The sequence below is a fragment of the Lacimicrobium sp. SS2-24 genome (assembly GCF_002201535.1).
Lineage (GTDB): Bacteria > Pseudomonadota > Gammaproteobacteria > Enterobacterales > Alteromonadaceae > Lacimicrobium.
Window position 1 is genome coordinate 342,150 of the sequence record NZ_NIWW01000002.1, and the last position, 24,744, is coordinate 366,893.

The following is a 24,744-nucleotide window of genomic DNA, read 5'->3' on the forward strand; positions in this document are numbered from 1 at the left end:
CGGCCTGTCAGTCACTGTCGCGTCGATGACACTGCGCACAGATAGCGCTGAACAATTTTAGACTCAGATTCCTGCTCAAGAATGACCTCTGATTCAAGCACACCGCCACAGGCCATGATCATTCGCGCCGAAGCGGTGTTGTGTCGGTAACAATGAATATGCAGACTCTCAATGCCCATTGCACTGGCTTTGTCTATGGTCTGTTGTAGCAGGATTTTACTCAGTCCCTGACCTCGCCGTGAGGGACGAATACTCAGGCCGATATGTCCCCCCAAATGACGGATGGTGTCATTTAAGCCATGGCGCAGATTAGACACACCGATGAGCTCATCGTCCTCCATCAGCCAATAGGTGCTGCTGGGCATATGGCCTGTGGGCAGGTTTGTTCCTTGTTCAATTTCCTGTAATCGTATCAGATATGCCTCAAAGTCGGTCGCATCCAAATCCAGCACGAAGGGATAGCGCTCTTCCTCACCTAACTCCTGAATATACCCCTGAAAACTGGGCTGATAGTGGTGGGCGGGTGTAATCAGTTTAAGGCTCATGACGTAACTCTCTGACTGCCGATGACAGTACTCTGATGGATGAACGTAACAATAGCACTACCAGACCCATGGCCACCACCACATCAGGCCAGCCAGAACCGGTCAGCCAAACGCCGCCAGCAGCGATAAACACCGACAGATTGGTGGCAATGTCATTGCGCGAACATTCCCACACCGAGCTCATGTTGACGTCCTCATGGCGGTGACGCCAGAGCAGATACAGGCATATGGAGTTAGCCAGCAGTGCCAGTAAACTGAAACTGCCCATGACTTCAAAGATAGGGGTTTGTGGCTCAAGCAATTTATACACAACCTGACTGGCCACCACACAGGCTGCAATAAAAATAAGGGCCCCTTTGAACAATGCGACCCGAGCCTTGGCCGTATTGCTGCGTGATACGACATACAAGCTAAGGGCATAAGTGAGCGCATCGCCGAGGTTATCCAGACTATCCGCCAGCAATGCACTGGAATAGGAATACAGTGCTGCACCGGCGATGACAAAAAACATTACCGCGTTAATGGCCAGAACCATCTGCAGCGTGCCTTTCTGGCGCTGTCGCAGCGCATCTACAGAACAGCTGCTGTTACAACATCCACTCATCGTTGCTTATATCCAGCGTCTGACATCAGACTGGTACTGCCTGAATTGATGGCCGAACTTTTGCTGCATGATGCGCTCCTCAGGTTGGATCTGAAATCGATTCATGTAAATCACAAATCCTATCAACACTACAAGGTTGATAGGGTTACCAAGAAAGTATGCCCAGCCCAATAATGCCAGTAAAAAACCCAGATACATAGGGTTGCGGCTGTAACGGTAGATGCCACCGGTGACCAGGCTGCTGGCCTGTTCGGGCACCCGGGGATCCACCGTGGTACGGGCCTTTCTGAATGCCCACACCCCGGACAAAGCGATGGCAGCACCCCCCACAGCCAGTAGAATTGCCATCCAAAGGTTAGCAGGCAGTTCCAGAGCCGCTGCCGGAAACCACTGATCCAGTAACCACATTACCAGGGCGAAAATAGCTACCTGCACAACAGGAGGAATACGAAGTTCAAGTTTCTGGATCATTTCTAAAAGCTCAGGTGTTGCAGGCGCAGGCTATCTGCCCATTTTTCTGTGTCCACTGGGCATAATCGTCGGCCCGGCACTGACGTTTAATACTCGCGCATCCGGCCGGATTGCGGGAGTACTCTTTGCCGGTGGCGGCTTCAAAAAGACTGTCTTCAACCTGCTCACTGATGCTTTGTGATGCACAACCACTCAGCAAAAAGCTGCTGCCAAAGACAAATATTTCATACTAATTATTTAAACTGCATTACGTGACGTTACTTTACCAAAGCTGTTGCTGGCAAGCAGGTTTTTATGGACAACAGACACAAAAAAGCCCGGTACAGGACCGGGCTTTTGAGTTTTTAAGGCCGAAAGGCTGGCTGTCGGGCAGCAGCAGTGCATTACTGCATAAGAACCGTACGAGCGAGTTTCCCCGCATACGGTTTAAGCTTTTATAAGTCAGTACCTAAGTACTGACCGGCGACTAAATGGGGTGCCGAGTGGTAAACCACTCGGACTTTTATCACAGTAAACCAGTAATATATGCAGTAAATAGTAACGTGCTAAATGCAGAAATTATCTTTGCAACATCAAAAGTCACCGTAATTTTCAGATCGTAATTCATGGCTAAAGCCTCAAATTCGATCTGGGCGCCCAGACCAAAGTGTTGATGGACTGGAATTTATATTCGCGCCCTTGCCAAGGCGCTAGTTGAAGCTTTGTCTAGAATAAACAACAACAGCGGACAACAATCGGAAGGTAAGTCATATTCGATACTGATTTATTAGACTGTCTCAGCGGACAGCTTCCACCATATTAACGTGGGGTGTACACACGGCGGTTAAGGGTCACCGACCCTACCTCGACTTACGATTTAAAGTTTCGTCAAACTTTACCGAGTATTTTTCAGTGGTCTCGTTCCACCCGAATATGTAACCGACTTCAAGGAAGCCCTTAAGCCACCGTATCATTGGTGACAAGTGAGCCTGATAAAGCTCACACCCCATATATATAGCTTTTGAGTAAAATATCAACAGCTATTTGCATGCAACTGCCGATGACAATTAGGATGCAACAACACTAAGTTGCTCAGCTTATCGCTACCCCCTTTACCCACTCGACAATATGATGGAGATTCCATCTTATTAGTTAAAGAAATGTGGGTTTTGTATGTTGACTCAACTTTGACCTCCCTGTCTTTTATGTCTCTCGTCCCTTCGAGCCAGTTACCTTTGTAAGGACACAAAGGTAACCGAAAAGTCCCTCGCTCAGGACAGCTTCTGATTCCGTTTTCGAAGCAGGCTTACTGTTATTCGTGCCATCCATGGCACTCCCCCTTCGGGCCATCGTCGTACCTCCGATGTTCAAATTCTTTCCCGAAGAATTTGTCGCACAGGCCTTAGGTAACATCCATGTAAAGGTGGCGGCCTCTGGCGAACGTCCCTGTTCGCCAGTGCGGTAAGCCAGCTTCTGCAACGGGAAGCTGTATTCGCGGTTAAGGCGGCGAAGCCGCCTCGTATTCCCCCTTGAAACGCCACGTCCGGACAGGGCGCTGTGTAAAGGGCGGATAATTTTCAGGGATGAAAATTAAGCGGAGACTGAACAGGGACGTGAATCTCCGCGACCGGCTTTTACCAAGCCATGACCGGACTTTGTGTGGCGTTAGGGGCGTGCTTTCTTTGGGTTACCTTGCTTTACACGAGTAAAGAAAGGTAACTGGCACACCAGGGACGGTGTGTCATACCTGCAGAGACAGCCAAGCCATCTGTTTTGCTAGAGCGTTTGAAAAAGCACAAAAAAGCCCGGTACAGGACCGGGCTTCTCAGATTACTTAGCCTGGGGGCTGATTACATCATGCCGCCCATGCCGCCCATGCCACCCATATCAGGCATGGCTGGCGCGTCTTCCTTTGGAATTTCAGCAACCATGGCTTCAGTGGTGATCATCAGGCTGGCTACAGACGCTGCAAATTGCAGTGCACTGCGGGTTACCTTAGTCGGATCCAGGATACCCATTTCCAGCATATCGCCGTAGGTGTCATTACCGGCGTTGTAACCATAGTTACCAGAGCCAGCTTTGACCTTGTTCACTACAACAGAAGCTTCGGCACCGGCGTTAGAAGAGATCTGACGCAGTGGCGCTTCCATGGCACGCAGGGCCAGTTTGATACCGTGAGTCTGGTCTTCGTTGTCACCCTGGAGCTCGCCAACTTTAGCGGCAGCACGTACCAGAGCCACACCACCACCAGGTACCACACCTTCTTCAACGGCAGCACGGGTTGCATGCAGCGCGTCTTCAACGCGGGCTTTCTTCTCTTTCATTTCCATTTCGGTGGCAGCACCGACTTTGATTACCGCAACACCGCCAGCCAGCTTGGCCAGACGTTCTTGCAGCTTTTCTTTATCGTAATCAGAGGTAGACTCTTCGATTTGTGCGCGGATCTGACCAACACGGTCTTCGATGGCAGACTCTTCACCAGCACCGTCAACAATAGTGGTGTTGTCTTTGTTGATAACAACACGTTTGGCGGTACCCAGATCTTCCAGGGTGGCTTTTTCCAGTTCCATGCCGATTTCTTCAGAAATCACAGTACCACCAGTCAGTACGGCGATATCCTGCAGCATGGCTTTGCGGCGGTCACCGAAACCGGGCGCTTTAACGGCCGCTACTTTGACGATGCCACGCATGTTGTTCACGACCAGTGTCGCCAGCGCTTCGCCTTCCAGATCTTCGGCAATTACCAGCAAGGGCTTGGAAGATTTGGCAACGGCTTCCAGAGTTGGCAACAGCTCGCGGATGTTAGAGACTTTCTTGTCAACTAACAGGATATAAGGGCTGTCCAGTTCAACGGTGCCATTTTCAGACTTGTTGATGAAGTAAGGAGACAAGTAACCGCGGTCAAACTGCATGCCTTCAACCACATCCAGTTCGTTTTGCAGGCTCTGGCCTTCTTCAACGGTGATCACACCTTCTTTACCCACTTTCTCCATGGCGTCGGCGATCAGCTTGCCCACTTCTTCGTCGGAGTTAGCAGAGATGGTACCGACCTGAGCGATGGCTTTGCTGTCGGCGCAATCTACAGAGAGGGCTCTGAGCTCTTCAACAGCAACGGTTACGGCTTTATCGATACCGCGTTTCAGATCCATCGGGTTCATACCGGCGGCAACTGATTTCAGACCTTCAGTGATAATGGCCTGGGCCAGCACGGTGGCAGTGGTGGTACCGTCACCGGCTTCGTCATTAGCCTTGGACGCCACTTCTTTGACCATCTGTGCGCCCATGTTCTCGAACTTATCTTCCAGTTCGATTTCTTTGGCCACAGAGACACCATCTTTAGTGATGCTGGGCGCACCAAAAGACTTTTCCAGTACCACGTTGCGGCCTTTAGGCCCCAGGGTAACTTTTACTGCGTTGGCAAGAATATTAACGCCCTTGAGCATTCTTGTGCGGGCATCATCAGAAAAACGTACTTCTTTTGCTGACATAATAGTATTCCTCTAAATTCAGTTAAACCAATCGGCCGGATCAGGCTTCAACCACAGCCAGGATGTCGCTTTCGCTCATGATCAGCACTTCATCGCCATCCATTTTTTCTGTTTTTACGCCGTAACCATCGTTGAAAATCACGGTGTCACCCACTTTCACATCCAGGGCTTTTACGTCACCGTTTTCAAGAATACGGCCATTGCCAACAGCAATAACTTCGCCACGGGTCGACTTCTCGGCAGCAGAGCCTGTCAGTACGATACCTCCAGCAGACTTGCTCTCCTGCTCTTGGCGCTTAACGATAACGCGATCGTGTAAAGGACGGATTTTCATTCTCAAATCTCCTGAAATTACCAATATCGAAGGATAGGTCCCGATCACTCGGGGAATGTATGACCGCAGGCTCGCCTGCCAGTCTGAATCGTTACTGACAGCCAAGATGGGGATGCAGGGTGTAATCTCAAGTGCCTGACCGAAAAAAACTGCAAGTTTTTCTCAATCTGGTGTCGTTGTGGTTTTCAATGTTTCAGACAGTGCCTGATTAAAGGCATTGATAAATTCCGGAGCAAGGTTTTGGCGGCTAAACATAAAATGTTGGGGGGTGGTGTGAATGGCCTCATTTACCATCCTAAGATCCTTTAGCTGGTGCTTCGCGATATAGGCATTTATGGCTTCAGCATCATCGATAAACCCGTCAACTCTGCCCAGGCTCAGCATATCTAAACGTGAGCCAAAGGATTCCACATGCAATAGCGATCCTGTAAGACTGGCGCGTTTTAACTGTTCTACGTTGCTGCCATACCAGCCTCCATCATTAAGGGCGATAATCCGCCCCTCTTGCAGCCATGACCGCAAAGAGCCAGGCTCAGGGGGAAGAGATAAATCTTCGCGATACACCAAAACATTTCTTTGGGTGCGATAAGCTAAGGAGAACCAGAAATTTTGTAGTCTCTTTGGGCTTTTACTGGCTGCAATCACGATATCTGCCTGGCCGGAAAGCAGTGCTCTTTCCACTCGCTTCTCTGGCAGAGGAAGTATCTCTAACTGACAGTCCAGTTCGGCCAATGTCTCCACTAACAGTGCTTTGTCGCTACCGGCATAACTGCTGTCGTTTATTCTGTACAAGTAGGGAAACCAATCGCCAGTGAAAACCAGTGTCAGCGGCTCAGTGCAGCGTGCAGAAGCGCCACAGGAACCAACTAACAACACTATCAGCCAGAACACTCTGCTTCGCGCGGGTCGCAGAAGACTGACCGAAAAATAGCAAGGTATTGCGATCATCGTTATGAACCTGGGTCAAAGAGCATGTCGCCGGGCTTATCCTTGCTTAGCGTTTCTTTAAGAGTGTAGCAGCCGGTCGCGTTAGTCCCGGGAAATCTCTTCAGCAATCACTTTGAGATCTTCTACCAGGCACGTGGCTGCAGGCGTGAGCCCACCTTGTGTGCGCATGGTAATGCCAACGGGCCCCTTTCGTGCCAGATCCGGCACTGGCAATCGACACAGTTCACCGAGCTTTTCATAGGTTCTGAATATCTGGTAAGGCATGGCGGCGAGCATGTCTGTTTCTCTTAATAGTGTGCGGTTGGTAAGTACTGACACCGATTCTACTACTGGCACAGGTGAGGGGAGTCCCTGATCGCGGAAATTCTGATCCAGTTCGCGACGCAGATAGGTTTGCACTGAGGGCAGGATCCAGGACTCTTCCAGCAAGTCTTCTAAACTGAGTATTCCCCGGTTACTCAGGTGATGTCCTGTACGGGCCACAATGACAGTGGGCTCCTGATAAAGCTCAACTGAAGTCAGTCCGTCATAATCCTGATGCTCAGGAATACGTCCGACAACCATGTCTAAATCACCCTGAACCAGTCCTGGTAACAGGACATCCTGGGTTCCCTCTATGACCGTCACAGAAATATTAGGACGCTCCGAGCGCAACCTGACCAGAGCCTTGGGTAATAAGGTCAGACTTGCTGTGATCAGCGTACCTACGGTGACGTGGCCGGATAACCCGCCTTGTAAGGAGGTTAACTCTTCACTGACATGTTTGATTTGCGACAACACCAGTTTGGCGTGCTTGATCAATACCTCGCCATATAACGTTGGGGTGACACCCCGGGATGAGCGTTCGAACAGGGTCAGCTCGTAGGCCGATTCAATATCGCGAATGATTTTGGTGGCAGCGGGCTGCGCCATATTCATCAGTTGTGCGGCTTTGAAAATGTTGCATTGTTCCCCTACCGTGACCAGCAGTTTCAGGTGCTTGAGCTTCATCCGGGCGACCATGTCCCTTTGTAATTTTTCCGGTGTCATCGATAGCGTCTCTATGCGTGGCTAATTACTATAAGGTTAATAATATACGTGGGTAATAGTTTCATCTATTAAGTTATAACTATCACAATTCATCGGCGAACGAAATAGCCTTTCTCCAGTGCGATCCTCCGCTCTCTATTGTAATAATGATTTTTATATATCTAAGCGCTTAAATTCTATTTTTATATTATGTTAACGGTCTGTAAAGTCACTCTCAGTCCTTAATCAGGTTGTCAGACAGCCATCATTGAGAGTCGGGCATGACAGTGAGTATTCTAAAGAACTATATCGCCGGAGAGTTTGTCAGCGGTTGCCGTGAGTTTCGTAATATCAACCCGGTCACTGGCGAGATCGTTAACCTGGTTTGTGAGGCCGATCAGGAACTGGTCAGTCAGGCCGTCGTTGCCGCCAAGCAAGCTCTCAAAGGGCCCTGGGGGAAATTCTCAGTGCAACAGCGAGCAGCGCTTTTACACAAAGTTGCCGATGGTATAGAAGCCAGGTTCGATGAGTTTGTCGCTGCGGAGATGGCCGATACCGGTAAATCTTTGCAACAGGCATCGAGCATCGACATCCCAAGGGGCGCCGCAAATTTCCGGGTTTTTGCAGACATGGTAAAAACCGCCTCCAGCAACTGTTTTCATAGCGACACAGAGGATGGTAAAGGGGCACTTAATTACAGTCTTCCTCGCCCATTAGGAGTGGTTGCCGTCATAGCACCCTGGAATCTACCGCTACTTCTGCTTACCTGGAAATTGGCCCCCGCATTGGCAGCAGGAAATTGTATCGTCGCCAAACCTTCCGAGGAGACGCCCTCCACAGCCACATTGCTGGCAGAAGTGATGCATGAGGCAGGGGTGCCAGCAGGCGTATTTAATCTGGTGCATGGATATGGACCTAATTCAGCGGGGGAATTCCTCACCAGCCATCCACAAATCGATGCCATCACGTTTACCGGTGAGTCGCGCACTGGCAGTGCCATCATGCGAGCAGCCGCTGAGCATGTTAAGCCTTTATCCTTTGAACTGGGAGGCAAGAATGCCGCGGTAATATTCGCCGATGCTGATTTAGATGACGCCGTTGCCGGCACCGCGCGGTCCGTGTTTACCAATGGTGGCCAGGTTTGTCTGTGTACCGAACGCGTTTATGTACAGCGGGAAATTTTTGAGACCTTCGTTGACAAGCTTAAGGCTAAGGCTGAGCAACTGAAAATTGGCTGGCCAAAAGAGTCGGATACCGACATGGGACCGCTGATATCAGCAGAACATAAAAATAAAGTGCTGTCTTATTATCGTCTGGCACGTGAAGAAGGGGCAACCTTCATTACCGGCGGCGGTGTTCCTGAATTTGGTGACCAACGGGATCAGGGAGCCTGGGTTGAGCCAACCATCATTACCGGTTTACCAGAAACTTCGCGCTGTATTAAAGAAGAAATTTTCGGACCGATTTGCCATATCACGCCGTTTGACACTGAAGAGGAGGCTATAAGCCTTGCCAACGATAGCCGTTATGGTCTGGCGGCTGCCATTTGGACACGAGATATCAGCCGCGGCCACCGGGTCGCCAAAGCGATGGATGCAGGTATGGTCTGGGTCAATACCTGGTACCTGCGCGATCTGCGTACGCCATTCGGCGGGGTGAAAATGTCCGGTATCGGTCGTGAAGGTGGTCAGCACTCGCTGAACTTCTATGCCGAGCCCAGCAACATTTGTATCAAATTATAAGAGGTGTTTATGACAACAGGTTGCAGCGACACAGAACAGCAGGCCGCTTTGCAATTGCGCCAGGCGGCAGAGTCCGGGGCGCCTTGCAAGCCAATCAGAACCCTATTGGCAGAGCAGGAACTGGATTCTGCCTATAGGGTGCAGGATATCAACACCCGCCACTGGCAGCAGCAGGGACGACGCCTTGTCGGTCGCAAAATTGGTCTGACATCCAAAGTGGTGCAGAGCCAACTGGGGGTTGATCAGCCTGACTTTGGTGCGTTGTTTTCGGATATGGCGATCGCTGAAGGTGAAGAGATTGCCTCTGCCAGACTGATGCAGCCTAAAATAGAAGCGGAGGTTGCGCTGGTGCTGGAAAAAGATCTGGATATGGAGCAGCCCACTGTCGCGGATGTCATTCGAGCGACGGCGTTCGCTTTGCCTGCACTGGAAATTGTCGACAGCCGCATTGCAAACTGGGATATCAATATTCTCGATACCATTGCCGACAATGCATCCAGTGGCCTTTATGTCCTTGGCAGTAAGCCTGTGAGTCTCAGTCAGCTCGATCTCAAAACCAGCGCCATGACGCTTTGGAAACGCGGACAGCCTATTTCCACCGGTGCCGGCGTAGCCTGTCTTGGCAATCCCCTGAGTGCGGCCTTATGGCTGGCTCGAACCATGAGCAAGTTTGGTCAGCCGCTGCGAGAGGGCGATACGATTCTAACCGGTGCGTTAGGGCCCATGGTTGCCGTTCAACCGGGAGACGTATTTGAATGTCAGATCAGCGGACTCGGCAGTGTGAGTGCATTTTTTGCTGAGGATTCGGCCACAGGAGAACAGGCATGAACAATAAACAGCATCAGACTCAGCAACTGGCCGAACGTTTGGATAAGGCGGCAATGACAGCCACAGCAACAGCGCAGTTGAGCGAGGATTTTCCGGAGATCGACCTGCAACAGGCTTATAAGATCCAGCAAGCCAGTATTGCCCGCCGATTATCGCGTAAAGAAAGGTTGGTTGGTGTAAAAATGGGTTTCACCAGTCGAGCCAAAATGGTGCAAATGGGCGTTGATGACCTGATCTGGGGCCAACTGACCGACAGTATGCAACTCGTGGAAGGTGGGATGCTGGAAATGCAACATTATGTGCATCCCCGGATTGAACCGGAGATCGCCTTTCGGCTGAAGACGTCCCTGAAAGGAAAAGTCAGTCTGACTGAAGCCATGGCCGCCGTGGATTCGCTGGCGCCTGCGTTGGAAATTATCGACTCGCGTTACGCCAATTTTAAGTTTTCACTGACCGATGTGGTGGCCGATAACTCTTCTTCATCGGCTTTTGTACTGGGCCCCTGGTGCAGTCCAACTGAAGACATTAGTAATCAGGCGATGATTCTGAACATCAATGGTCGGGCTAAGGAGGTGGGCTCATCTTCTGCCATTCTGGGCAACCCCTATCGTTCCCTCGTTGAAGCGGCAAGGCTGGCCGGTGAAGCCGGACTCTGTCTGGAAGCCGGATGGACAGTTTTGGCAGGGGCTGCCACCGCGGCTCAGGCCATTCCAGCCAACAGTCATATTCATCTTCAAACCTCTGGCTTAGGAGATGTGCATCTTTACACATCAAATCCCAAACAAGGAGAGCAAGGATGAAATCGACCGCTACGCTGGTAAAAGGTAAGGCGACGCCACGAGGCGCGTTCCCGCACATTAAGCGCGCCGGTGACCTGTTATTCATTTCTGGTACCAGCTCCCGTTTACCTGACAACAGTATTGTTGGCGCAACGGCAGATAAAATGGGTACCACGACACTGGATATTAAGGCACAGACCCGCGCTGTTATCGATAATATCGCCGACATACTTGCCGCTGAGGGTGCGACATTACAGGATCTGGTAGAACTGAATACCTTTTTGGTGAATATGAATGACTTCGGTGGATACAACCAGGTATACGCAGAATATTTTGATGAACAAGGGCCGGTACGAACGACCGTCGCCGTGCATCAGTTACCCCATCCACACCTTCTGATTGAAATTAAGGGCGTCGCTTACTGCCCTCTGCAAAAAAAGGACATCCTATGAGTCAGTTAAAAGCCTTCAACTTCCAGCAATGGCTGGAAGACAACCAGAGCAAACTAAAGCCACCGGTTAACAATGCCATGATCTGGGAAGACGCGGATATGATGTGCACCGTGGTGGGCGGCCCGAATCATAGACTGGACTATCATGTGGATCCGGTGGAGGAATTTTTCTATCAGTTTAAAGGTAATGCTTATCTCAATATCATGGGAGAGGATGGTCCATATAAGCTGGAATTAAAAGAAGGCGATGTGTTCCTGCTGCCCCCCTATGTTCCCCACTCGCCGCAACGTCCTGAAGCGAATAGTCTGTGTCTGGTGATTGAGCCTAAGCGTCCGTCCGGGAAAAAAGACGCGTTTCGCTGGTATTGTCTGAATTGCAATCACATGCTGCATGAAGTGCAGGTGGAATTAGTCTCCATCGTTAACGATCTACCGCCGTTGTTTGATGCTTTTGCGCAGAATGAGCAATTGCGTACCTGCAATGCCTGCGGTCAATTGCACCCGGGTAAATAGGAGTGACGATGAAACTGATTGATATGCACGCACACTTTTTCCCGGCATCCGTTCCCGATTTTGCCAGCCGCTTTTCAAATAATGGCTGGCCAACGGTCGTCCATCGCAATAGTGAGCAGGCTGACATTGTAATTGATGGTAACGTCTTCAGGCCCATTACGCATGCGTGCTGGGACACTCAGAAGCGCCTGGCTGATATGGACGTGCTTGGCATCGATACTCAGATAATCTGTGCGACGCCAGTTTTATTTGCTTATCACCGCCCCGTAGAGCAGACCCTGGCGCTGGCAGAATGGCTAAACGATGAAGCGCTGGAGATGTGTCAACCTTCAACGCAGCGCCTCAAAGCCTTATGTCAGGTACCACTTCAGGATATTGATGCGGCCTGCAAGGAAGTTTCCCGTTGCATGGACAACGGCCATGTCGGTGTACAGATCGGTAATCATGTTGGGCTGAAGAATCTCGATGATGAGGGCATTGTCAGTTTTTTACACCACTGTGCTGACATTGGCGCCCCGGTGTTGATTCATCCCTGGGACATGATGGCACCGGAAAGAATGCCTAAGTATATGCTGCCCTGGCTGGTGGCGATGCCAGCCGAAACCCAGTTATCCATATTGTCACTGATTCTGTCAGGTGCCTTCGAGCGCTTGCCTAAGAGCCTCAAAATTTGTTTTGCCCATGGGGGTGGCAGTTTCCCCTACCTGATCGGTCGTGTAGATAATGCCTGGCGGCATCGCGACATTGTACGTCAGGACTGTCCGCATCTGCCCTCCAGCTACATGGACAGGTTCTATGTGGATTCAGCTGTGTTCCACCCAGATGCCCTCGAACTCCTGGTGAAAACCATGGGAGAAAAGAGAGTGATGTTAGGGTCTGATTATCCGTTTCCGCTGGGGGAGCAGGTAATTGGCGAACTGGTGAAAGATCATTCAACACTGAGTGACAATGTAAAGTCTCGCATTCTGGCACATAACGCCGCTGAGTTTTTTAATCTGGACTGAATCTTATAACCGAAAAGACTACGGGTCTGCAGGAGTCATAATGAAGATATATCACCGAACCAGTCTTGCTATTTTAGTTGCACTTGGACTCAACGGTCTGGCTCACGCCAGCCCCTGGGACATCAGTAAAGACGCCCCGATTAATATCAAAGATCCGATGGTGGCAATACAGGCAGGCATGTCAACTGATCGAAGCCCTAACCCCCCTGCAGCGGACAGTTATGGCATGCAGTCAGATGGCAGTTTTAAACATCCTGTTGCGGCACCCGAATCTCATGATTCCCATCCTTTTGCCGGGCAACTGGATTACTGGGATACAGAAAGTTACATCAAGAATATGAAGGTGGAGGCTTACTATCCGATTCAGGTTGAGCCTTTTCATACCTGGCAGAATATCGTGGACTTTGATGGTAAACGTTACCTCTACCAGTATGTCCGTGGCGATCTGAAGATCTTCGATATTACCAATCCGAAAAAGGTTGAGCTGTTGCTGACCAAAGGGCATACCTGGGGCCCGGAAGGGGGCGGCGAGCCAGTTAACCCGTTCCCTGAGGGGGAAATGATGGGCGCAGCGTCCATCAAGTGGAGTGAAACACGGCAAAACTATGTAATGGTGCAGGCTTATGAGATTCGCCGTTTTGGTTTGCTGCGCGATAAATATCGTCAGCCGGACAAGGTAGAGGCCATTCGCAAGAGTCCACACCTTAAAGGCTTTAAAGTTTATGAAATGAAAGGCCCGATGCCTCAAGACTGGATCTTACTGGCAGAGCGCACCACTGATATCCTCAATCCGGATGCCCCGGTGGGCGAGCAGCAGGGTTCCGGTGTGCGTGATATTCCGGCCTACTATGGTGATGGCATTATGTATGTGGCGGCGGCGCCCGATAAGCGTTATGGCCTCACTGAATATCCTAATGATCTATACAGCGCTGGCTATCAGGCATGGGATATGTCTGATCCGGCCAATCCCAGATTCCTGGATATGCTTTCCGTTCCTGGCCAGATTATCGGCGACCCCGAACATGAGGCCGTATACAGGGCCGATGCACGGGTAGGCAACCGTACCTCCTGGATGGGTGCTCGTATGGCACTGTTTCTGCCCCATAAAGATTCCCGCTATGGCTATGCCGCCATGGGTGGCTTGGGTTTCTATGTCGTGGATATCAGTGACCCTAGCAATATGAAGGTGGTGGGCAACCTGAAGTTTCCGCCGAATATCGCCGGTACTGAAGGGGATTTCATCGATGTTTCTCAGGTTGAGGAAACTGGTCTGGTTTATTTTAGTGGTTACCCGCTAAATGAAGATTGCTATGAGCCCTATAAAAATATTCATATTATCGACGTATCCGATCCAACCAATCCGGTAGAAAAGGGCGTTATGCCCAGGCCGAAGCCGCCTGCCGATGCCGCCTTTACTGATTTTTGTCAGCGCCGTGGCAGTTTCGGGCCAAAACGCACCGGGGCTTATCATCAACCCGGAGTCGCCAAACAGGGCATTCTGCCCTTTAACTTCTATAACGCCGGTTTGCAGGTGTTTGATGTCTCCAACCCGGAAAAACCGCAAATCAGTGCCTACTTTGTGCCGCCTTTTGCACCGGATAAGGTGGCCAGTTATGCCATGGGGAATCTGTCTCACTCAGTGTATGTGGAATATGACCGCAATCTGTTTTGGTTATTTACTAACCATGGGTTCTACGCGCTATCCAGCCCGGTATTGGGTGAGCCGAGCTTCAGCGCACCCAAGACACCCTGGCCACCCAGACCGTAAAGCCGGTAGTTGTTAACGGTATTAATAAACAGGGGGCTGCGGCCCCCTTTTTTGTCTTTCCCGCATGTTGTTGGCGGGAACCCAGCTATCTTAAGACACCGAAATGAAAAGGCACTGGATGCCCGATAACAGCACTCGGGCATGACCGGCGGTTATGAATCCTTGTTCAGGCATTATAGCCTGTCGTTCCCGCATGTTGTTGGCGGGAACCCAGCGACTTTAAGATAAGACACCGAAACGAAAACGGCACTGGATGCCCGATAACAGCACTCGGGCATTACAGCCTGTCGTTCCCGCATGTTGTTGGCGGGAACCCAGCGACTTTAAGACACCGAAACGAAAAAGGCACTGGATGCCCGATAATGGCACTCGGGCATGACCGGCGGTTATGAATCCTTGCTCAGGCATTACAGCCTGTCGTTCCCGCATGTTGTTGGCGGGAACCTAGCGACTTTAAGACACCGAAACGAAAACGGCACTGGATGCCCGATAACAGCACTCGGGCATGACAGATGGTCTAACAAGTATGTTGCAGGCCGGTGCCCGGCGGGACTAATTCTGGCGGGCCATATCCAGTGCCAGGTCTTCAATCATATCTTCCTGGCCACCGACGGTACCGCGTTTACCCAGCTCCACCAGAATATCTCTGGCGCTGACACCGTGACGGGCTTCCGCCCGCTTGGCAAACAGCAGAAAAGAGGAATATACGCCGGCATAGCCTAGTGTCAGCGCATCCCTGTCAACACGGATTGGCTGATCCATCATCGGCACCACCAGATCTTCTGCCACGTCCATGATCTTATACAGATCGATATTATGTTTGGCGCCCATGCGATCAAGCACCGCCACCAGCACCTCAAGGGGGGTATTGCCGGCACCTGCACCCAGACCGGCGACAGAACCATCGATTCGGCTGGCGCCAGCTTCGATAGCCGCGAGGGAGTTAGCTACGCCCATGGCGAGGTTATGATGACCATGAAAACCGATTTCGGTCTTGTTTGACAGGTGCTGACGTAACAGCCCGATTTTGGCGGTCACTTCATCGGGTAACATGAAACCGGCTGAGTCGGTGCAGTAAATACAGTTAGCGCCGTATGATTCCATTAATTTTGCCTGTTCCAGAAGTTGTTCGGCGCTGATCATATGGGCCATCATCAGGAAGCCAACTGTATCCAGGCCCAGTTTGGCCGACAGGCCAATATGTTGCTCTGAAACATCCGCTTCAGTGCAGTGAGTGGCAACCCGAATGCAGCTTACGCCCAGATCTTTGGCCATGCGCAGATGATCAACGGTACCGATACCCGGAAGCAGTAAGGCCGAAATTTTTGCCTGGCGCATTTTGGGAACAACGGCTTTGAGGTATTCTTCGTCACTGTGTGCGGCAAAGCCATAATTGAGGGAGGCTCCGCCAAGGCCATCGCCGTGGGTAACTTCAATCATGGGCATGCCCGCCTCATCAAGACCGGTGGCTATATCGACCATCTGCTGCAATGATATCTGATGTTGTTTGGCATGCATGCCATCGCGCAGACTCATGTCATGCAGCGTTACGGCTTTGTTGGTTAAATTCATAGGATTCTCCTCAGGCCAGTTTATGCTGGGCAATCAATTCGGCGGTGTGAAGACCGGCGGCGGTCATAATGTCGAGGTTGCCAGCGTAGTTGGGTAAAAAGTCACCTCGACCCTCGACCTCCAGATATATGGATACCTTATTACCATCAAATACCGGGCCGTTTTTCAGCCGGTAACCGGGTACATAGGCCTGAACCTTTTCGACCATTTTAAGGACGGAGTCGGTAATGGCGTGTTCATCGGGCTGACTCTCACACAGGCAGTGAATAGTATCGCGCATGATGAGAGGCGGCTCTGCCGGGTTAATAATAATAATCGCTTTACCTTGCTGTGCTCCGCCCACAGATTCCACGGCACTGGCTGTGGTACGGGTAAACTCATCAATATTTTGCCGGGTACCGGGGCCGACAGAGCGGCTGGAAACCGTAGCCACAATTTCGGCGTACGTGACCGCCTGTATCTGAGCGACTGCCGCCACCATGGGGATGGTGGCCTGACCGCCACAGGTAACCATATTGACGTTATCGAGTTTGCCCGGCTCCAGTTTACCCAGATTGACCGGGGGCACGCAGAACGGGCCGATAGCGGCAGGCGTCAGGTCGACCATGGTCACACCCAGAGCATTCAGTTTTTCGGCATTGGCTTTGTGCGCGTACGCCGATGTGGCATCAAATGCGATGCCGATATTCATTTCCTGCACCTGCTCTAATGCCCCTTCTACACCCGTGGAACAGGTAGCGATACCAAGATTAGCCGCGCGCTTTAAACCCTCTGACGCCGGATCGACCCCTACCATCAGTACCGGGTTAATGTATTCACTACGCAGCGCCTTGTAGAGCAGGTCGGTGCCGATATTTCCCGGCCCAATAATGGCGGCATTGATTTTATTACTCATAATGGCCTCACAAATTTAAAGATAGAAACGGCGGGATCAGAAATTGTTGATAAACATCAGTACCAGTACACCGGGTGCGATAACTCTCGACACCCACAGCCAGACTCTGTATCTGATGCTGTCAGATTGCCAGCCCAGTTCGTCGGCGCTGATATGCCTGGCGACCACCCAACCCACAAAGAGCACCACGAAGATCCCGCCCAGAGGCATGGCGATATTAGAGGTGAAATAGTCGAACAGGCCAAAGAAGGTTGTCGTCGCAAAAGCCGGAATAAAACCCAGCGGATAGACGTCGGCAAGCAGGTTAAATGACAGTGCAGCCAAAATGCCCAGCCCCCAGGCCATGGAACCGGCACACAACGAGGCACGACGACGGGACCAGGTGGTTTTATTCATCAACCAGCTGGTTGGTACTTCGAGCATGCAGATGGCCGAGGTCAGGGCGGCAAAAAATAACAGGGTAAAAAACAATGCCCCGAGCAGCGCGCCCGCTGGCATCTGTGCAAAGGCGACCGGCAGTGACACGAATACCAGTCCGGGGCCTTCCGCAGGATTAAGACCAAAGGCAAAAATGATCGGGAAAATGGCCAGGCCTGCCAACAGCGCAACCAGCGTATCTGCAGCCACAATGGTCACGGAGGAACGGGGAATGGAGGTGTTTTTATTCATATAAGCGCCGTAGACCATTAAATTGGTCAGTCCGACACTGATAGAGAAAAAGGCTTGTCCTGTGGCCTCCAATACAACGCCCGGCGTAACTTTAGAAAAATCCGGAGTGAACAGAAATGCCAGCGCAGCAGAAAAATCCCCTATCCAGGCGGCATAGCCCACCATCATCAGCAACATGACAAATAGCAGTGGCATGACGATTTTGACCAGGCGCTCGACACCGCCGGCCAGCCCCAGTGAAGAAATGCCTACAACCAGTGCCAGAAACAGAATATGCCAGAACAGAATCAGTCCCGGAGCGGCCTGTAGGTTGTCAAAGACCGTTGACACAGCCTCGGCGTTCAGTCCTTGCAAGTTACCCGATGCCAGTTCCAGCACATAGGCCATCGTCCAGCCGCCAACGATGGCATAGAAAGACAGAACCAAAACGGCGCCTAACACACCGAGGTTACCCATATGCCGCCACATGGAACTGCCTCTGGATTCCCGGGACACCGTTGCAATAGCTTGAGGTGGGCTGTTCCTGCCTCTTCGCCCTACCATTAACTCAGCAATCAGTACCGGCATGGCAATCAGCAGTGCGGCGAGAATATAAATAAACACAAAGGCGCCACCCCCATTCATGCCTGCGGTATAAGGGAAACGCCAGATATTCGCCAGCCCTACAGCGGTGCCAATAGAGGCCATCATAAAGGCAAAATGTGAAGACCATTGTGGGGCAGTGCGAGTGGATGACATTTCAGTTCCTCTTTATGGCTGACAAATGAGGGTGGGATTAGGTAACCGCATGGCGCTGATTAAAACGAGGTTCCTGCCAGCGGCCACTTTGCATAATGTCTTTAAAGCGCTGCACCGCATCCCAGATGTCGGCATAACTGTTGTAAAGAGGCGCAAAGCCGAACCGTAGAATGTCGGGGGCACGGAAATCACCCACTACACCGGCATCAATCAGTGCCTGCATAATGGGATAGCCTTCGGGGTGACTGAAGGCAACCTGGCTGCCACGCCGTTCATCGTCGCGGGGGCTGACCAGCGTAAATCCGTAGTCGCCGCAGTGGCTTTCCACCAGTTCGATAAAGTACCGGGTCAGTGCCTGAGATTTAACGCGCACCTGCTGCATATCTGCCGCGCACATCAGGTCAATGCCCACTTCGGTAACGGCCAGGCTCAGTATCCCCTGAGTGCCCGTCAGCATCTGACTAATGCCTTCTCCGGGCTGGTAGTCGCGCTCGAATTTAAATGGCGCACTGTGGCCCCACCAGCCGCTCAGCGGCTGATTGACTTTGTTCTGATGGCGTTTGGCTACAAAGATAAACGCCTGACTGCCCGGCCCCCCGTTAAGGTATTTGTAGGTACAGCCAACTGCGAGGTCGGCGTTCGCGGCATTTAAATCGACCGGCAAAGCGCCGGCGCTGTGGCACAAATCCCAGACCACCAGGCAGCCTTTTTGCTGTGCCTGTTCAGTGATGGCCTGCATGTCCAGCAATCGGCCACTTTTGTAGTGCACCTGAGTCAGGCACACCACGGCTACCTGCTCGTCAATTTTGTCTGCAAATTCGTGTTCTTCAGCGAAGCGCACTTCAAAGTCATCACCGAGCTGTGCCACCAGACCCTGAATCATGTAGTTGTTAGTGGGAAAGTTACTGCCTTCCATCAACACCACTTTGCGCGTTGGCTTGAGTTTGAGTGCCGTAGCGACGGCTTTATATAAATTGATGCCGGTGGCGTCGGTACATACCACTTCGCCTTTATTGGCACCGATAAGGCCAGCAATTTTGTCACCAATACGATAAGGCAATTCAAACCAGTGATGGGTATTCCAGCTGCGTATAAGATCTTTCCCCCACTCCTGCTCCAGCACTTCTTTGGCGCGCTGTGCGGCTTTTTTGGGGCGCGCCCCAAGGGAATTACCATCCAGATAAATTTCTCCCGGATTCAGCGCGAATTTATCGCGAAAGCTCGCCAGTGGATCTTGTTTATCGAGTTTTTCAAAGTGTTCTCTGGTATAGATCATAATATGTCTGCCAATAGGTTCCGGACGTTACTAAACGACCCTGATGAAATCATGTTAGAGAGTTGTGCCTTTTGTTAAAAATAATAATAATTGCGCCAGCTATATCATTAATTGTATGTCAAAGGTGAAACCAAGATATCAGTCTACCCGCTGACGCTTCTATTGTGACGAGGTGAAGGTGGTAACTTTTGGTTTTAATTACCGCGTTGGCACAACATGGGTTCTCCTGTGGGTCAGGCGAGGAATGCAGGCAGGCATCTCAAATGTTATAGATATGTAAATTATGTTATAGCAGAGGCAAAACAAAGTATTTCTATTATAACAACACCTCCCTTAGGGTTATTTCACAGCGGCGGGGGAATGTCTCTCTGGCCCATTGGATCACAACCTTAACCCTGGTTACCGGGGAGGAGTACACAAGATGAGATTGACCAAAAACCCTTTAATTCGTCGCCATCCGCTGGCTATGAGTATTGCCCTGGTACTTTCCGGTAACGCAATGGCACAGGATGTTGAGGCAGAATCGTCGGCGAAAACCATTGAAGTGATTAAGGTTACTGCCAGACATAAGGTCGAGAGCCTGCAGGAAACGCCCATCGCCATCTCTGCGTTCAGCGGCGACGATCTCAATGATGCCCGTATCGACGCGCTTAATGGGATTGCTGAGCGCGTACCGGGTTTTCAGATGAATGTGTATAACGCCGCGGAGCCGGAGCTGTTTATGCGTGGTATCGGCAGTGATATTGAAAGTGCCGGAGCCGGTGCGGCCATTGGTGTGTATGTGGATGGTGTATATATCTCCCGCGGTGTGGCTGCAGCCATGGATCTTTACGATTTGGCCAGTGTTGAGGTACTGCGTGGCCCGCAGGGCACCTTATACGGTAAGAACGTGGTGGGCGGAGCGATTAATTTTATCACCCGCAAGCCTTCGCAGGCCTATCCCGAAGGAAAAGTCGAACTGAATGTGGGCAATTATGGTCTGCTCGAAGGCAAAGGCTATGTGACCGGCGGTCTGGCCGACAATGTTGGCGGAAAGCTTGCCTTCAGTGCCACCAAGCGGGATGGCTTTGGTGAGAACACTTATACCGGCAATGATGCCGACACCATGGACAGATATAGCCTGCGTGGTCAGCTATTGTTTACCCCCGCAGATGATCTGGAAATACTGCTCAGTGCTGATGCTTCCGATTCGGATTCGGTACCCCCTGTGCGTTACATCAGTTACAGCGATGGGCGTAATCAGCCTTTTATCAGCGACGATCCCCGCCATGCCCGTAATGAATTTGACGGTTTTGAGAAAGCCAAGGTCAAAGGTATCAGCGCAAAAGTCGACTATCAGTTGACGAATGCGACCCTGACCTCCATCACTGCTTACCGCGACAATGAATTTTCCTTCTTTGAGAACGCGGCAGCCGGACTGGTGGACACGTCAGTATTTTATGACCCTTGGGGAGATCCCGCCAACAACAATGTTGCCGGTGATGACGAGATTGCTGCGTTACAGGTAGACGATATGTGGTACCAGCAAAAGAATGAGCAATCCTCTCAGTTCTCACAGGAGTTCCGTCTCGCCGGTGTCAGTGGCGCGGTGGACTGGCAGCTGGGTGCCTATTATATGCGTGAAGACATCGAGCGTGATGAAATGGTGCAGTATTGGTTCCATACTCAGTGGGGCACCACTACCGGCCGACTTTACAATATCACTGAGAATGTCACCGACAGCTATGCGGTGTTTGGCCAGGCCAGTTATAACTTCAATGAGAAATGGCGAGTTACCGCAGGGTTGCGCTGGAGTGAAGACAAAAAAGATTTCCGCTCAGTGGCGTGGGGGCGCCGCTTTGATAACTGGGATACCCTGCATCAGGATCTGAATGGTAACCGGGTCGAGCGTTATGATGTGTCAACGTCAGAATCCTGGGATGCCTGGACACCAAGTCTGGTGGTGGATTACAAAGCCGACAAAGACTTGTTTTATTATTATTCGCTCTCCAGGGGTTACAAAGCCGGTGGCTTTAATGGCGAGGGCCCGGAAAGTGCTGAAGAAGCGATTCTTGCCTTCGCACCGGAATTTGCCCTTAACCACGAAATCGGTTTGAAGTCGCAAGCCTTTGATGACCGTTTGCGTCTCAATGCGGCCGTGTTCTTTACACAGTACACCGATATGCAGAACCAGATCTGGGTCGAGACCGGTCCAAATACGCCAGACGACCTGGAAGTCAGAAACGGTACCGGTGAAGCCAAAGGCCTTGAGCTGGAACTGACCGCGCTGGTTACCGACAACTTCACCCTGACCGGTAGTTATGGCTTTATCGATGCTGAATTTACCGATTCTTTCGAAGTTGACGGAGAAGATTTTCAGGGTAACAGAATGCGCCGTACTCCGGAGCACAGCCTGAATCTGGCCGCTACCTATGACTGGGAGACAGAGAGCGGCTATTGGTCCGCGCGACTGGATTACCAGTATCAGGACGAGTACTTCTTCGATAACTCCAATGATCCACTGACCCAGGTCGACTCTGAAACCACCCTTAATGCCAGTGTGCAACTGGCCAGCCTGGACGATACATGGTCGGTGCAACTGTGGGGTAAAAACCTTACCGATGAACAGAATATTGCCTCGACGACGGTCTATGCGGCCTGGGACAATACGGTATTCTCATCCTACAAAGCCCCCAGAACCTTTGGTGTGTCAGTCACCTATCAGTTCTGATTAACGACAGGTCGGGGCATGTCGCCCCGGCCTGCTGTTTCGTTACTTTCCTTTCAGTGCAACCGCTGTAGTGATACCCCGGCGTGAGCCAATCGCTACCCCAAAGATGCCTACAAAAATATAACATCTGATTAAAGTGTTCTTGACAGTTAACATGTATACAAATAGATTTAAATGTATTCATAAAGAGAGGGCAATCCCATGAATGAACGAGTAGAGCAGAGTGCAGTAAAGCCCACCGGTATCTTTTATGGCTGGTGGATTGTAGTGGGGTCGATCATCGGTCTGGCCTTTGGTTACAGTGTGATCGCCATGTCTTTTGGTACCTTTATTAAGGAATTCGAGAGCAGTTTCGGCTGGAGTCGCGGTCAGATTTCGTTTGGCTCGACAGTGATTGGTATTACCGCCATTCTGTTTTTTCCTTATGTGGGCTCGCTGGTGGACAAATACGGTGCGAAGAAAGTTCTGGTGCCGTCCACCTTATTGTTCGCGGTGACCATAGCGTCGATGTCTCTGATGACCTCTTCTATCTGGCATCTCTATGCCATGTGCATTCTGATCCCCTTGTTGGGCGCCGGAACAGCACCGCTGACCTATTCCAGATTACTGGTAAGCTGGTTTAACAAACGTCGCGGATTGGCTCTTGGTATTGGCCTTGCCGGCGTAGGGCTGGGTACAACCCTGGTGCCATTGATCGCCTCTTATTTCATCGGACTTTACAGCTGGCGCGAAGCCTATCTGGCCATCGGTCTGATCATTCTGGTGCTGGTATTGCCCATGACCAAATTCCTGATGCGGAATAAGCCAGCAGATATGGGGCTGCAACCCGATGGTATCGCACCGCAAGCTGCGCCTAAAGCTACCACGGCACAGGCCACCACTGATAAACCCTTGATCGGCTATACCGCCAAAGAAGCGCTGAAACAGAAAACCTTCTGGCTAATGTTCGCATCCTTTCTGATTACCGGCCTGACCACCTCCACGGTGCTGGTACATCTGGTACCCATGATGATGGATCGCGGTTTAACCCTGCAACAGGCAGTGGAAACCTTTGCCTATCTGGGGATTTCCATCATTCTCGGGCGGCTGGTAGCCGGTTACCTGATGGATAAGTTTTTTGCCCCCTATGTGGTGGTGTTCTTTATGTTCGGCCCGGTGATTGGCCTGGCAGCGTTTGCACTTGGGGCTACCGGTCATTCCGCGGCTTTATGTACCGCACTTATCGGCATCGCCATTGGCGCCGAATTTGATGTGATGGCTTATTTTACCAGTCGTTACTTTGGTAATCGTTCCTTTGGGGTCATTTATGGTTACAGCTATTCCGGATTCAAAATAGGTGCCAGCGTTGGCCCCCTAATCATGGGCGTGGCCTACGATCTGTTGGGGCGCTATACCGAGGTGCTGTGGGCCATGTCGGCGACGATGATTATCTGCTGCGTGCTGATTCTGATGATGGGTAAGTACCCGGTGCTGCCGTCCAGACCTGCAGAAGCTGGCAGCACCTCAGTATAAAGAACAAAATAAATTACTTGTATACAATTATTGATAGATGTATTCTTTGTTTGTGTTGTTCAAGATAACAGGTGAGATATGAGCCAGGACCTCAAAGTAGGCATTGCCGGTTTCGGCACGATAGGCCGCGTTGTTGCCAAAGCCCTGGATGAGGGCATGGAAGGGCTGGTACTCAGTGGTATTGTCTCTGGCAATGAGCAAAAGGCTCGTCAGGCCATGCAGCAACTGACTAAGCCTGTTGCCTTGCTGAATGCAAACAAACTGGCCAGCGAGGCCGATGTGGTGGTGGATTGTGCCCCCACTGCAGCCTTTATGGACATTGCCGAACCTGTCCTCAGTGCGGGTAAAACCCTGATTACGGTAAGTGGTGCGGCCATCTTGCAGCACCCGCAAGTGGTTGAGCTGGCACGGCGCTGCCATGGCCGCATTATTCTCGCAACCGGGGCGTTTTTAGGGCTCGACGCCGTGCGTGCTGCGGCACTGGGAACCATCTATTCTGTCAGCATGGTCACCCGTAAGCCGCCTACGTCGTTGGTTAAAGCTAAGTACATTGTCGAAAACCAGATAGAGCTGCAGGGTTTAACCCAACCCTTGCAGGTTTTTAAAGGCAGTGCTGCAGAGGGATCCAGGTTGTTCCCGTCTAACGTTAATGTGGCCGCAGCCCTTGGTCTGGCGGGCGTGGGTGCGGATAAGACCGAACTGGAAATCTGGGCCGACCCGGATAAAACCCGCAACACTCATACTATCCGCGTGGATGCTGACAGCGCCAGTTTTGAGATGACTATTGAAAACGTGCCCACGGTTGAGAATCCCGGCACAGGGCGTATTACCGCACTCAGTGTGATTGAAGCCTTACGTTCGCTGACCTCGCCACTGCGGGTTGGCAGTTAACTTTTGCAGGAGTAATGAT

The 24,744-nt window shown here is 51.3% G+C and carries 23 protein-coding genes; 10 read left to right on the plus strand and 13 right to left on the minus strand.

Going from position 1 to position 24,744, the window contains the following annotated elements; all coding sequences use genetic code 11:
- Positions 1–11: 11 nt before the first annotated feature.
- The 9 genes from CCY32_RS05355 to CCY32_RS05395 form a co-directional block, all read right to left on the minus strand.
- Positions 12–545: a GNAT family N-acetyltransferase gene (locus tag CCY32_RS05355; protein WP_088329560.1), complete on the minus strand. Its 534-nt coding sequence runs from the start codon at positions 543–545 to the stop codon at positions 12–14.
- Positions 535–1,149 carry a cation transporter gene (locus CCY32_RS05360; protein WP_088329561.1) on the minus strand — a complete coding sequence of 205 codons (615 nt, stop codon included), beginning with the start codon at positions 1,147–1,149 and terminating at the stop codon, positions 535–537. Before CCY32_RS05360 ends, CCY32_RS05355 begins: the two co-directional genes overlap by 11 nt.
- Before the next feature lie 6 nt (positions 1,150–1,155).
- Positions 1,156–1,620 (minus strand): isoprenylcysteine carboxylmethyltransferase family protein, encoded by a 465-nt coding sequence (locus CCY32_RS05365; protein WP_246840536.1) that lies wholly within the window; start codon positions 1,618–1,620, stop codon positions 1,156–1,158.
- 10 nt (positions 1,621–1,630) lie between these two features.
- Positions 1,631–1,819 (minus strand): hypothetical protein, encoded by a 189-nt coding sequence (locus CCY32_RS05370; protein ID WP_088329562.1) that lies wholly within the window; start codon positions 1,817–1,819, stop codon positions 1,631–1,633.
- A gap of 813 nt (positions 1,820–2,632) precedes the next feature.
- A complete protein-coding gene (locus CCY32_RS17490; protein WP_348638936.1) occupies positions 2,633–2,743 on the minus strand; it encodes an HNH endonuclease in 111 nt (36 codons plus the stop codon).
- A 706-nt stretch (positions 2,744–3,449) separates the two neighbouring features.
- Positions 3,450–5,087: a chaperonin GroEL gene (gene groL, locus CCY32_RS05380; protein ID WP_088329563.1), complete on the minus strand. Its 1,638-nt coding sequence runs from the start codon at positions 5,085–5,087 to the stop codon at positions 3,450–3,452.
- Between the two features lie 40 nt (positions 5,088–5,127).
- Entirely contained in the window at positions 5,128–5,421 is a 294-nt protein-coding gene (locus tag CCY32_RS05385) for a co-chaperone GroES (RefSeq protein ID WP_088329564.1), read from the minus strand.
- Positions 5,422–5,583: 162 nt separating this feature from the next.
- Positions 5,584–6,369, minus strand: coding sequence for a transporter substrate-binding domain-containing protein (locus CCY32_RS05390; RefSeq protein WP_088329565.1), 786 nt, complete (start codon positions 6,367–6,369; stop codon positions 5,584–5,586).
- Positions 6,370–6,450: 81 nt separating this feature from the next.
- Positions 6,451–7,398 (minus strand): LysR family transcriptional regulator, encoded by a 948-nt coding sequence (locus CCY32_RS05395; RefSeq protein ID WP_088329566.1) that lies wholly within the window; start codon positions 7,396–7,398, stop codon positions 6,451–6,453.
- 260 nt (positions 7,399–7,658) lie between these two features.
- Between CCY32_RS05395 and CCY32_RS05400 the strand changes: the two genes are divergently transcribed.
- Genes CCY32_RS05400 through CCY32_RS05430 form a run of 7 tightly spaced genes read left to right on the plus strand, consistent with a single transcriptional unit; the run spans position 7,659 to position 14,462 of the window.
- Entirely contained in the window at positions 7,659–9,119 is a 1,461-nt protein-coding gene (locus CCY32_RS05400) for a 2-hydroxymuconic semialdehyde dehydrogenase (RefSeq protein ID WP_088329567.1), read from the plus strand.
- Between the two features lie 9 nt (positions 9,120–9,128).
- Positions 9,129–9,947: a fumarylacetoacetate hydrolase family protein gene (locus tag CCY32_RS05405; protein ID WP_088329568.1), complete on the plus strand. Its 819-nt coding sequence runs from the start codon at positions 9,129–9,131 to the stop codon at positions 9,945–9,947.
- Positions 9,944–10,747, plus strand: a complete 804-nt coding sequence (locus CCY32_RS05410; protein WP_088329569.1) for a fumarylacetoacetate hydrolase family protein — start codon at positions 9,944–9,946, stop codon at positions 10,745–10,747. Before CCY32_RS05405 ends, CCY32_RS05410 begins: the two co-directional genes overlap by 4 nt.
- Positions 10,744–11,178, plus strand: coding sequence for a RidA family protein (locus CCY32_RS05415; RefSeq protein ID WP_088329570.1), 435 nt, complete (start codon positions 10,744–10,746; stop codon positions 11,176–11,178). Before CCY32_RS05410 ends, CCY32_RS05415 begins: the two co-directional genes overlap by 4 nt.
- Complete coding sequence (locus tag CCY32_RS05420) at positions 11,175–11,690, plus strand: 3-hydroxyanthranilate 3,4-dioxygenase (RefSeq protein WP_088329571.1); 516 nt, start codon at positions 11,175–11,177, stop codon at positions 11,688–11,690. Before CCY32_RS05415 ends, CCY32_RS05420 begins: the two co-directional genes overlap by 4 nt.
- Before the next feature lie 8 nt (positions 11,691–11,698).
- Positions 11,699–12,694, plus strand: coding sequence for an amidohydrolase family protein (locus CCY32_RS05425; protein WP_088329572.1), 996 nt, complete (start codon positions 11,699–11,701; stop codon positions 12,692–12,694).
- A gap of 40 nt (positions 12,695–12,734) precedes the next feature.
- Entirely contained in the window at positions 12,735–14,462 is a 1,728-nt protein-coding gene (locus CCY32_RS05430; protein WP_088329573.1) for a hypothetical protein, read from the plus strand.
- A 552-nt stretch (positions 14,463–15,014) separates the two neighbouring features.
- On the opposite strand, the gene dmpG is transcribed toward CCY32_RS05430, so the two are convergent.
- Genes dmpG through kynU form a run of 4 tightly spaced genes read right to left on the minus strand, consistent with a single transcriptional unit; the run spans position 15,015 to position 19,612 of the window.
- On the minus strand, positions 15,015–16,034 hold the full coding sequence (gene dmpG / locus CCY32_RS05435; RefSeq protein ID WP_088329574.1) for a 4-hydroxy-2-oxovalerate aldolase: 1,020 nt from the start codon (positions 16,032–16,034) through the stop codon (positions 15,015–15,017).
- 10 nt (positions 16,035–16,044) lie between these two features.
- Entirely contained in the window at positions 16,045–16,929 is an 885-nt protein-coding gene (locus tag CCY32_RS05440) for an acetaldehyde dehydrogenase (acetylating) (protein WP_088329575.1), read from the minus strand.
- Between the two features lie 36 nt (positions 16,930–16,965).
- The gene (locus CCY32_RS05445) at positions 16,966–18,336 is read right to left on the minus strand and encodes a sodium-dependent transporter (protein WP_088329576.1); all 1,371 of its coding nucleotides are present in this window, start codon (positions 18,334–18,336) and stop codon (positions 16,966–16,968) included.
- Positions 18,337–18,373: 37 nt separating this feature from the next.
- Positions 18,374–19,612 carry a kynureninase gene (gene kynU, locus CCY32_RS05450; protein ID WP_210401683.1) on the minus strand — a complete coding sequence of 413 codons (1,239 nt, stop codon included), beginning with the start codon at positions 19,610–19,612 and terminating at the stop codon, positions 18,374–18,376.
- 421 nt (positions 19,613–20,033) lie between these two features.
- Here kynU and CCY32_RS05455 point away from each other — a divergent pair, with 421 nt between their 5' ends.
- From CCY32_RS05455 to CCY32_RS05465, 3 genes are all read left to right on the plus strand, one after another.
- Positions 20,034–22,322, plus strand: a complete 2,289-nt coding sequence (locus CCY32_RS05455) for a TonB-dependent receptor (protein WP_088329577.1) — start codon at positions 20,034–20,036, stop codon at positions 22,320–22,322.
- Between the two features lie 201 nt (positions 22,323–22,523).
- Complete coding sequence (locus CCY32_RS05460; protein ID WP_088329578.1) at positions 22,524–23,834, plus strand: MFS transporter; 1,311 nt, start codon at positions 22,524–22,526, stop codon at positions 23,832–23,834.
- Between the two features lie 78 nt (positions 23,835–23,912).
- On the plus strand, positions 23,913–24,725 hold the full coding sequence (locus tag CCY32_RS05465) for an aspartate dehydrogenase (RefSeq protein WP_088329579.1): 813 nt from the start codon (positions 23,913–23,915) through the stop codon (positions 24,723–24,725).
- The last annotated feature ends 19 nt before the right edge of the window (positions 24,726–24,744 follow it).

Excerpts from the sequence above, each read along its gene's own strand:
- groL (WP_088329563.1), bottom strand. The coding sequence starts at position 5,087 with ATGTCAGCAAAAGAAGTACGTTTTTCTGATGATGCCCGCACAAGAATG.
- CCY32_RS05395 (WP_088329566.1), bottom strand. The coding sequence starts at position 7,398 with ATGACACCGGAAAAATTACAAAGGGACATGGTCGCCCGGATGAAGCTC.
- CCY32_RS05425 (WP_088329572.1), top strand. The coding sequence starts at position 11,699 with ATGAAACTGATTGATATGCACGCACACTTTTTCCCGGCATCCGTTCCC.
- CCY32_RS05390 (WP_088329565.1), bottom strand. The coding sequence starts at position 6,369 with ATGATCGCAATACCTTGCTATTTTTCGGTCAGTCTTCTGCGACCCGCG.
- CCY32_RS05455 (WP_088329577.1), top strand. The coding sequence starts at position 20,034 with ATGAGATTGACCAAAAACCCTTTAATTCGTCGCCATCCGCTGGCTATG.
- CCY32_RS05460 (WP_088329578.1), top strand. The coding sequence starts at position 22,524 with ATGAATGAACGAGTAGAGCAGAGTGCAGTAAAGCCCACCGGTATCTTT.
- CCY32_RS05360 (WP_088329561.1), bottom strand. The coding sequence starts at position 1,149 with ATGAGTGGATGTTGTAACAGCAGCTGTTCTGTAGATGCGCTGCGACAG.
- CCY32_RS05400 (WP_088329567.1), top strand. The coding sequence starts at position 7,659 with ATGACAGTGAGTATTCTAAAGAACTATATCGCCGGAGAGTTTGTCAGC.
- CCY32_RS05365 (WP_246840536.1), bottom strand. The coding sequence starts at position 1,620 with ATGATCCAGAAACTTGAACTTCGTATTCCTCCTGTTGTGCAGGTAGCT.
- CCY32_RS05415 (WP_088329570.1), top strand. The coding sequence starts at position 10,744 with ATGAAATCGACCGCTACGCTGGTAAAAGGTAAGGCGACGCCACGAGGC.
- CCY32_RS05465 (WP_088329579.1), top strand. The coding sequence starts at position 23,913 with ATGAGCCAGGACCTCAAAGTAGGCATTGCCGGTTTCGGCACGATAGGC.
- CCY32_RS05405 (WP_088329568.1), top strand. The coding sequence starts at position 9,129 with ATGACAACAGGTTGCAGCGACACAGAACAGCAGGCCGCTTTGCAATTG.
- kynU (WP_210401683.1), bottom strand. The coding sequence starts at position 19,612 with ATGATCTATACCAGAGAACACTTTGAAAAACTCGATAAACAAGATCCA.
- CCY32_RS05355 (WP_088329560.1), bottom strand. The coding sequence starts at position 545 with ATGAGCCTTAAACTGATTACACCCGCCCACCACTATCAGCCCAGTTTT.
- CCY32_RS05445 (WP_088329576.1), bottom strand. The coding sequence starts at position 18,336 with ATGTCATCCACTCGCACTGCCCCACAATGGTCTTCACATTTTGCCTTT.
- CCY32_RS05430 (WP_088329573.1), top strand. The coding sequence starts at position 12,735 with ATGAAGATATATCACCGAACCAGTCTTGCTATTTTAGTTGCACTTGGA.
- dmpG (WP_088329574.1), bottom strand. The coding sequence starts at position 16,034 with ATGAATTTAACCAACAAAGCCGTAACGCTGCATGACATGAGTCTGCGC.
- CCY32_RS05385 (WP_088329564.1), bottom strand. The coding sequence starts at position 5,421 with ATGAAAATCCGTCCTTTACACGATCGCGTTATCGTTAAGCGCCAAGAG.
- CCY32_RS05410 (WP_088329569.1), top strand. The coding sequence starts at position 9,944 with ATGAACAATAAACAGCATCAGACTCAGCAACTGGCCGAACGTTTGGAT.
- CCY32_RS05440 (WP_088329575.1), bottom strand. The coding sequence starts at position 16,929 with ATGAGTAATAAAATCAATGCCGCCATTATTGGGCCGGGAAATATCGGC.
- CCY32_RS17490 (WP_348638936.1), bottom strand. The coding sequence starts at position 2,743 with ATGGAATCTCCATCATATTGTCGAGTGGGTAAAGGGGGTAGCGATAAG.
- CCY32_RS05420 (WP_088329571.1), top strand. The coding sequence starts at position 11,175 with ATGAGTCAGTTAAAAGCCTTCAACTTCCAGCAATGGCTGGAAGACAAC.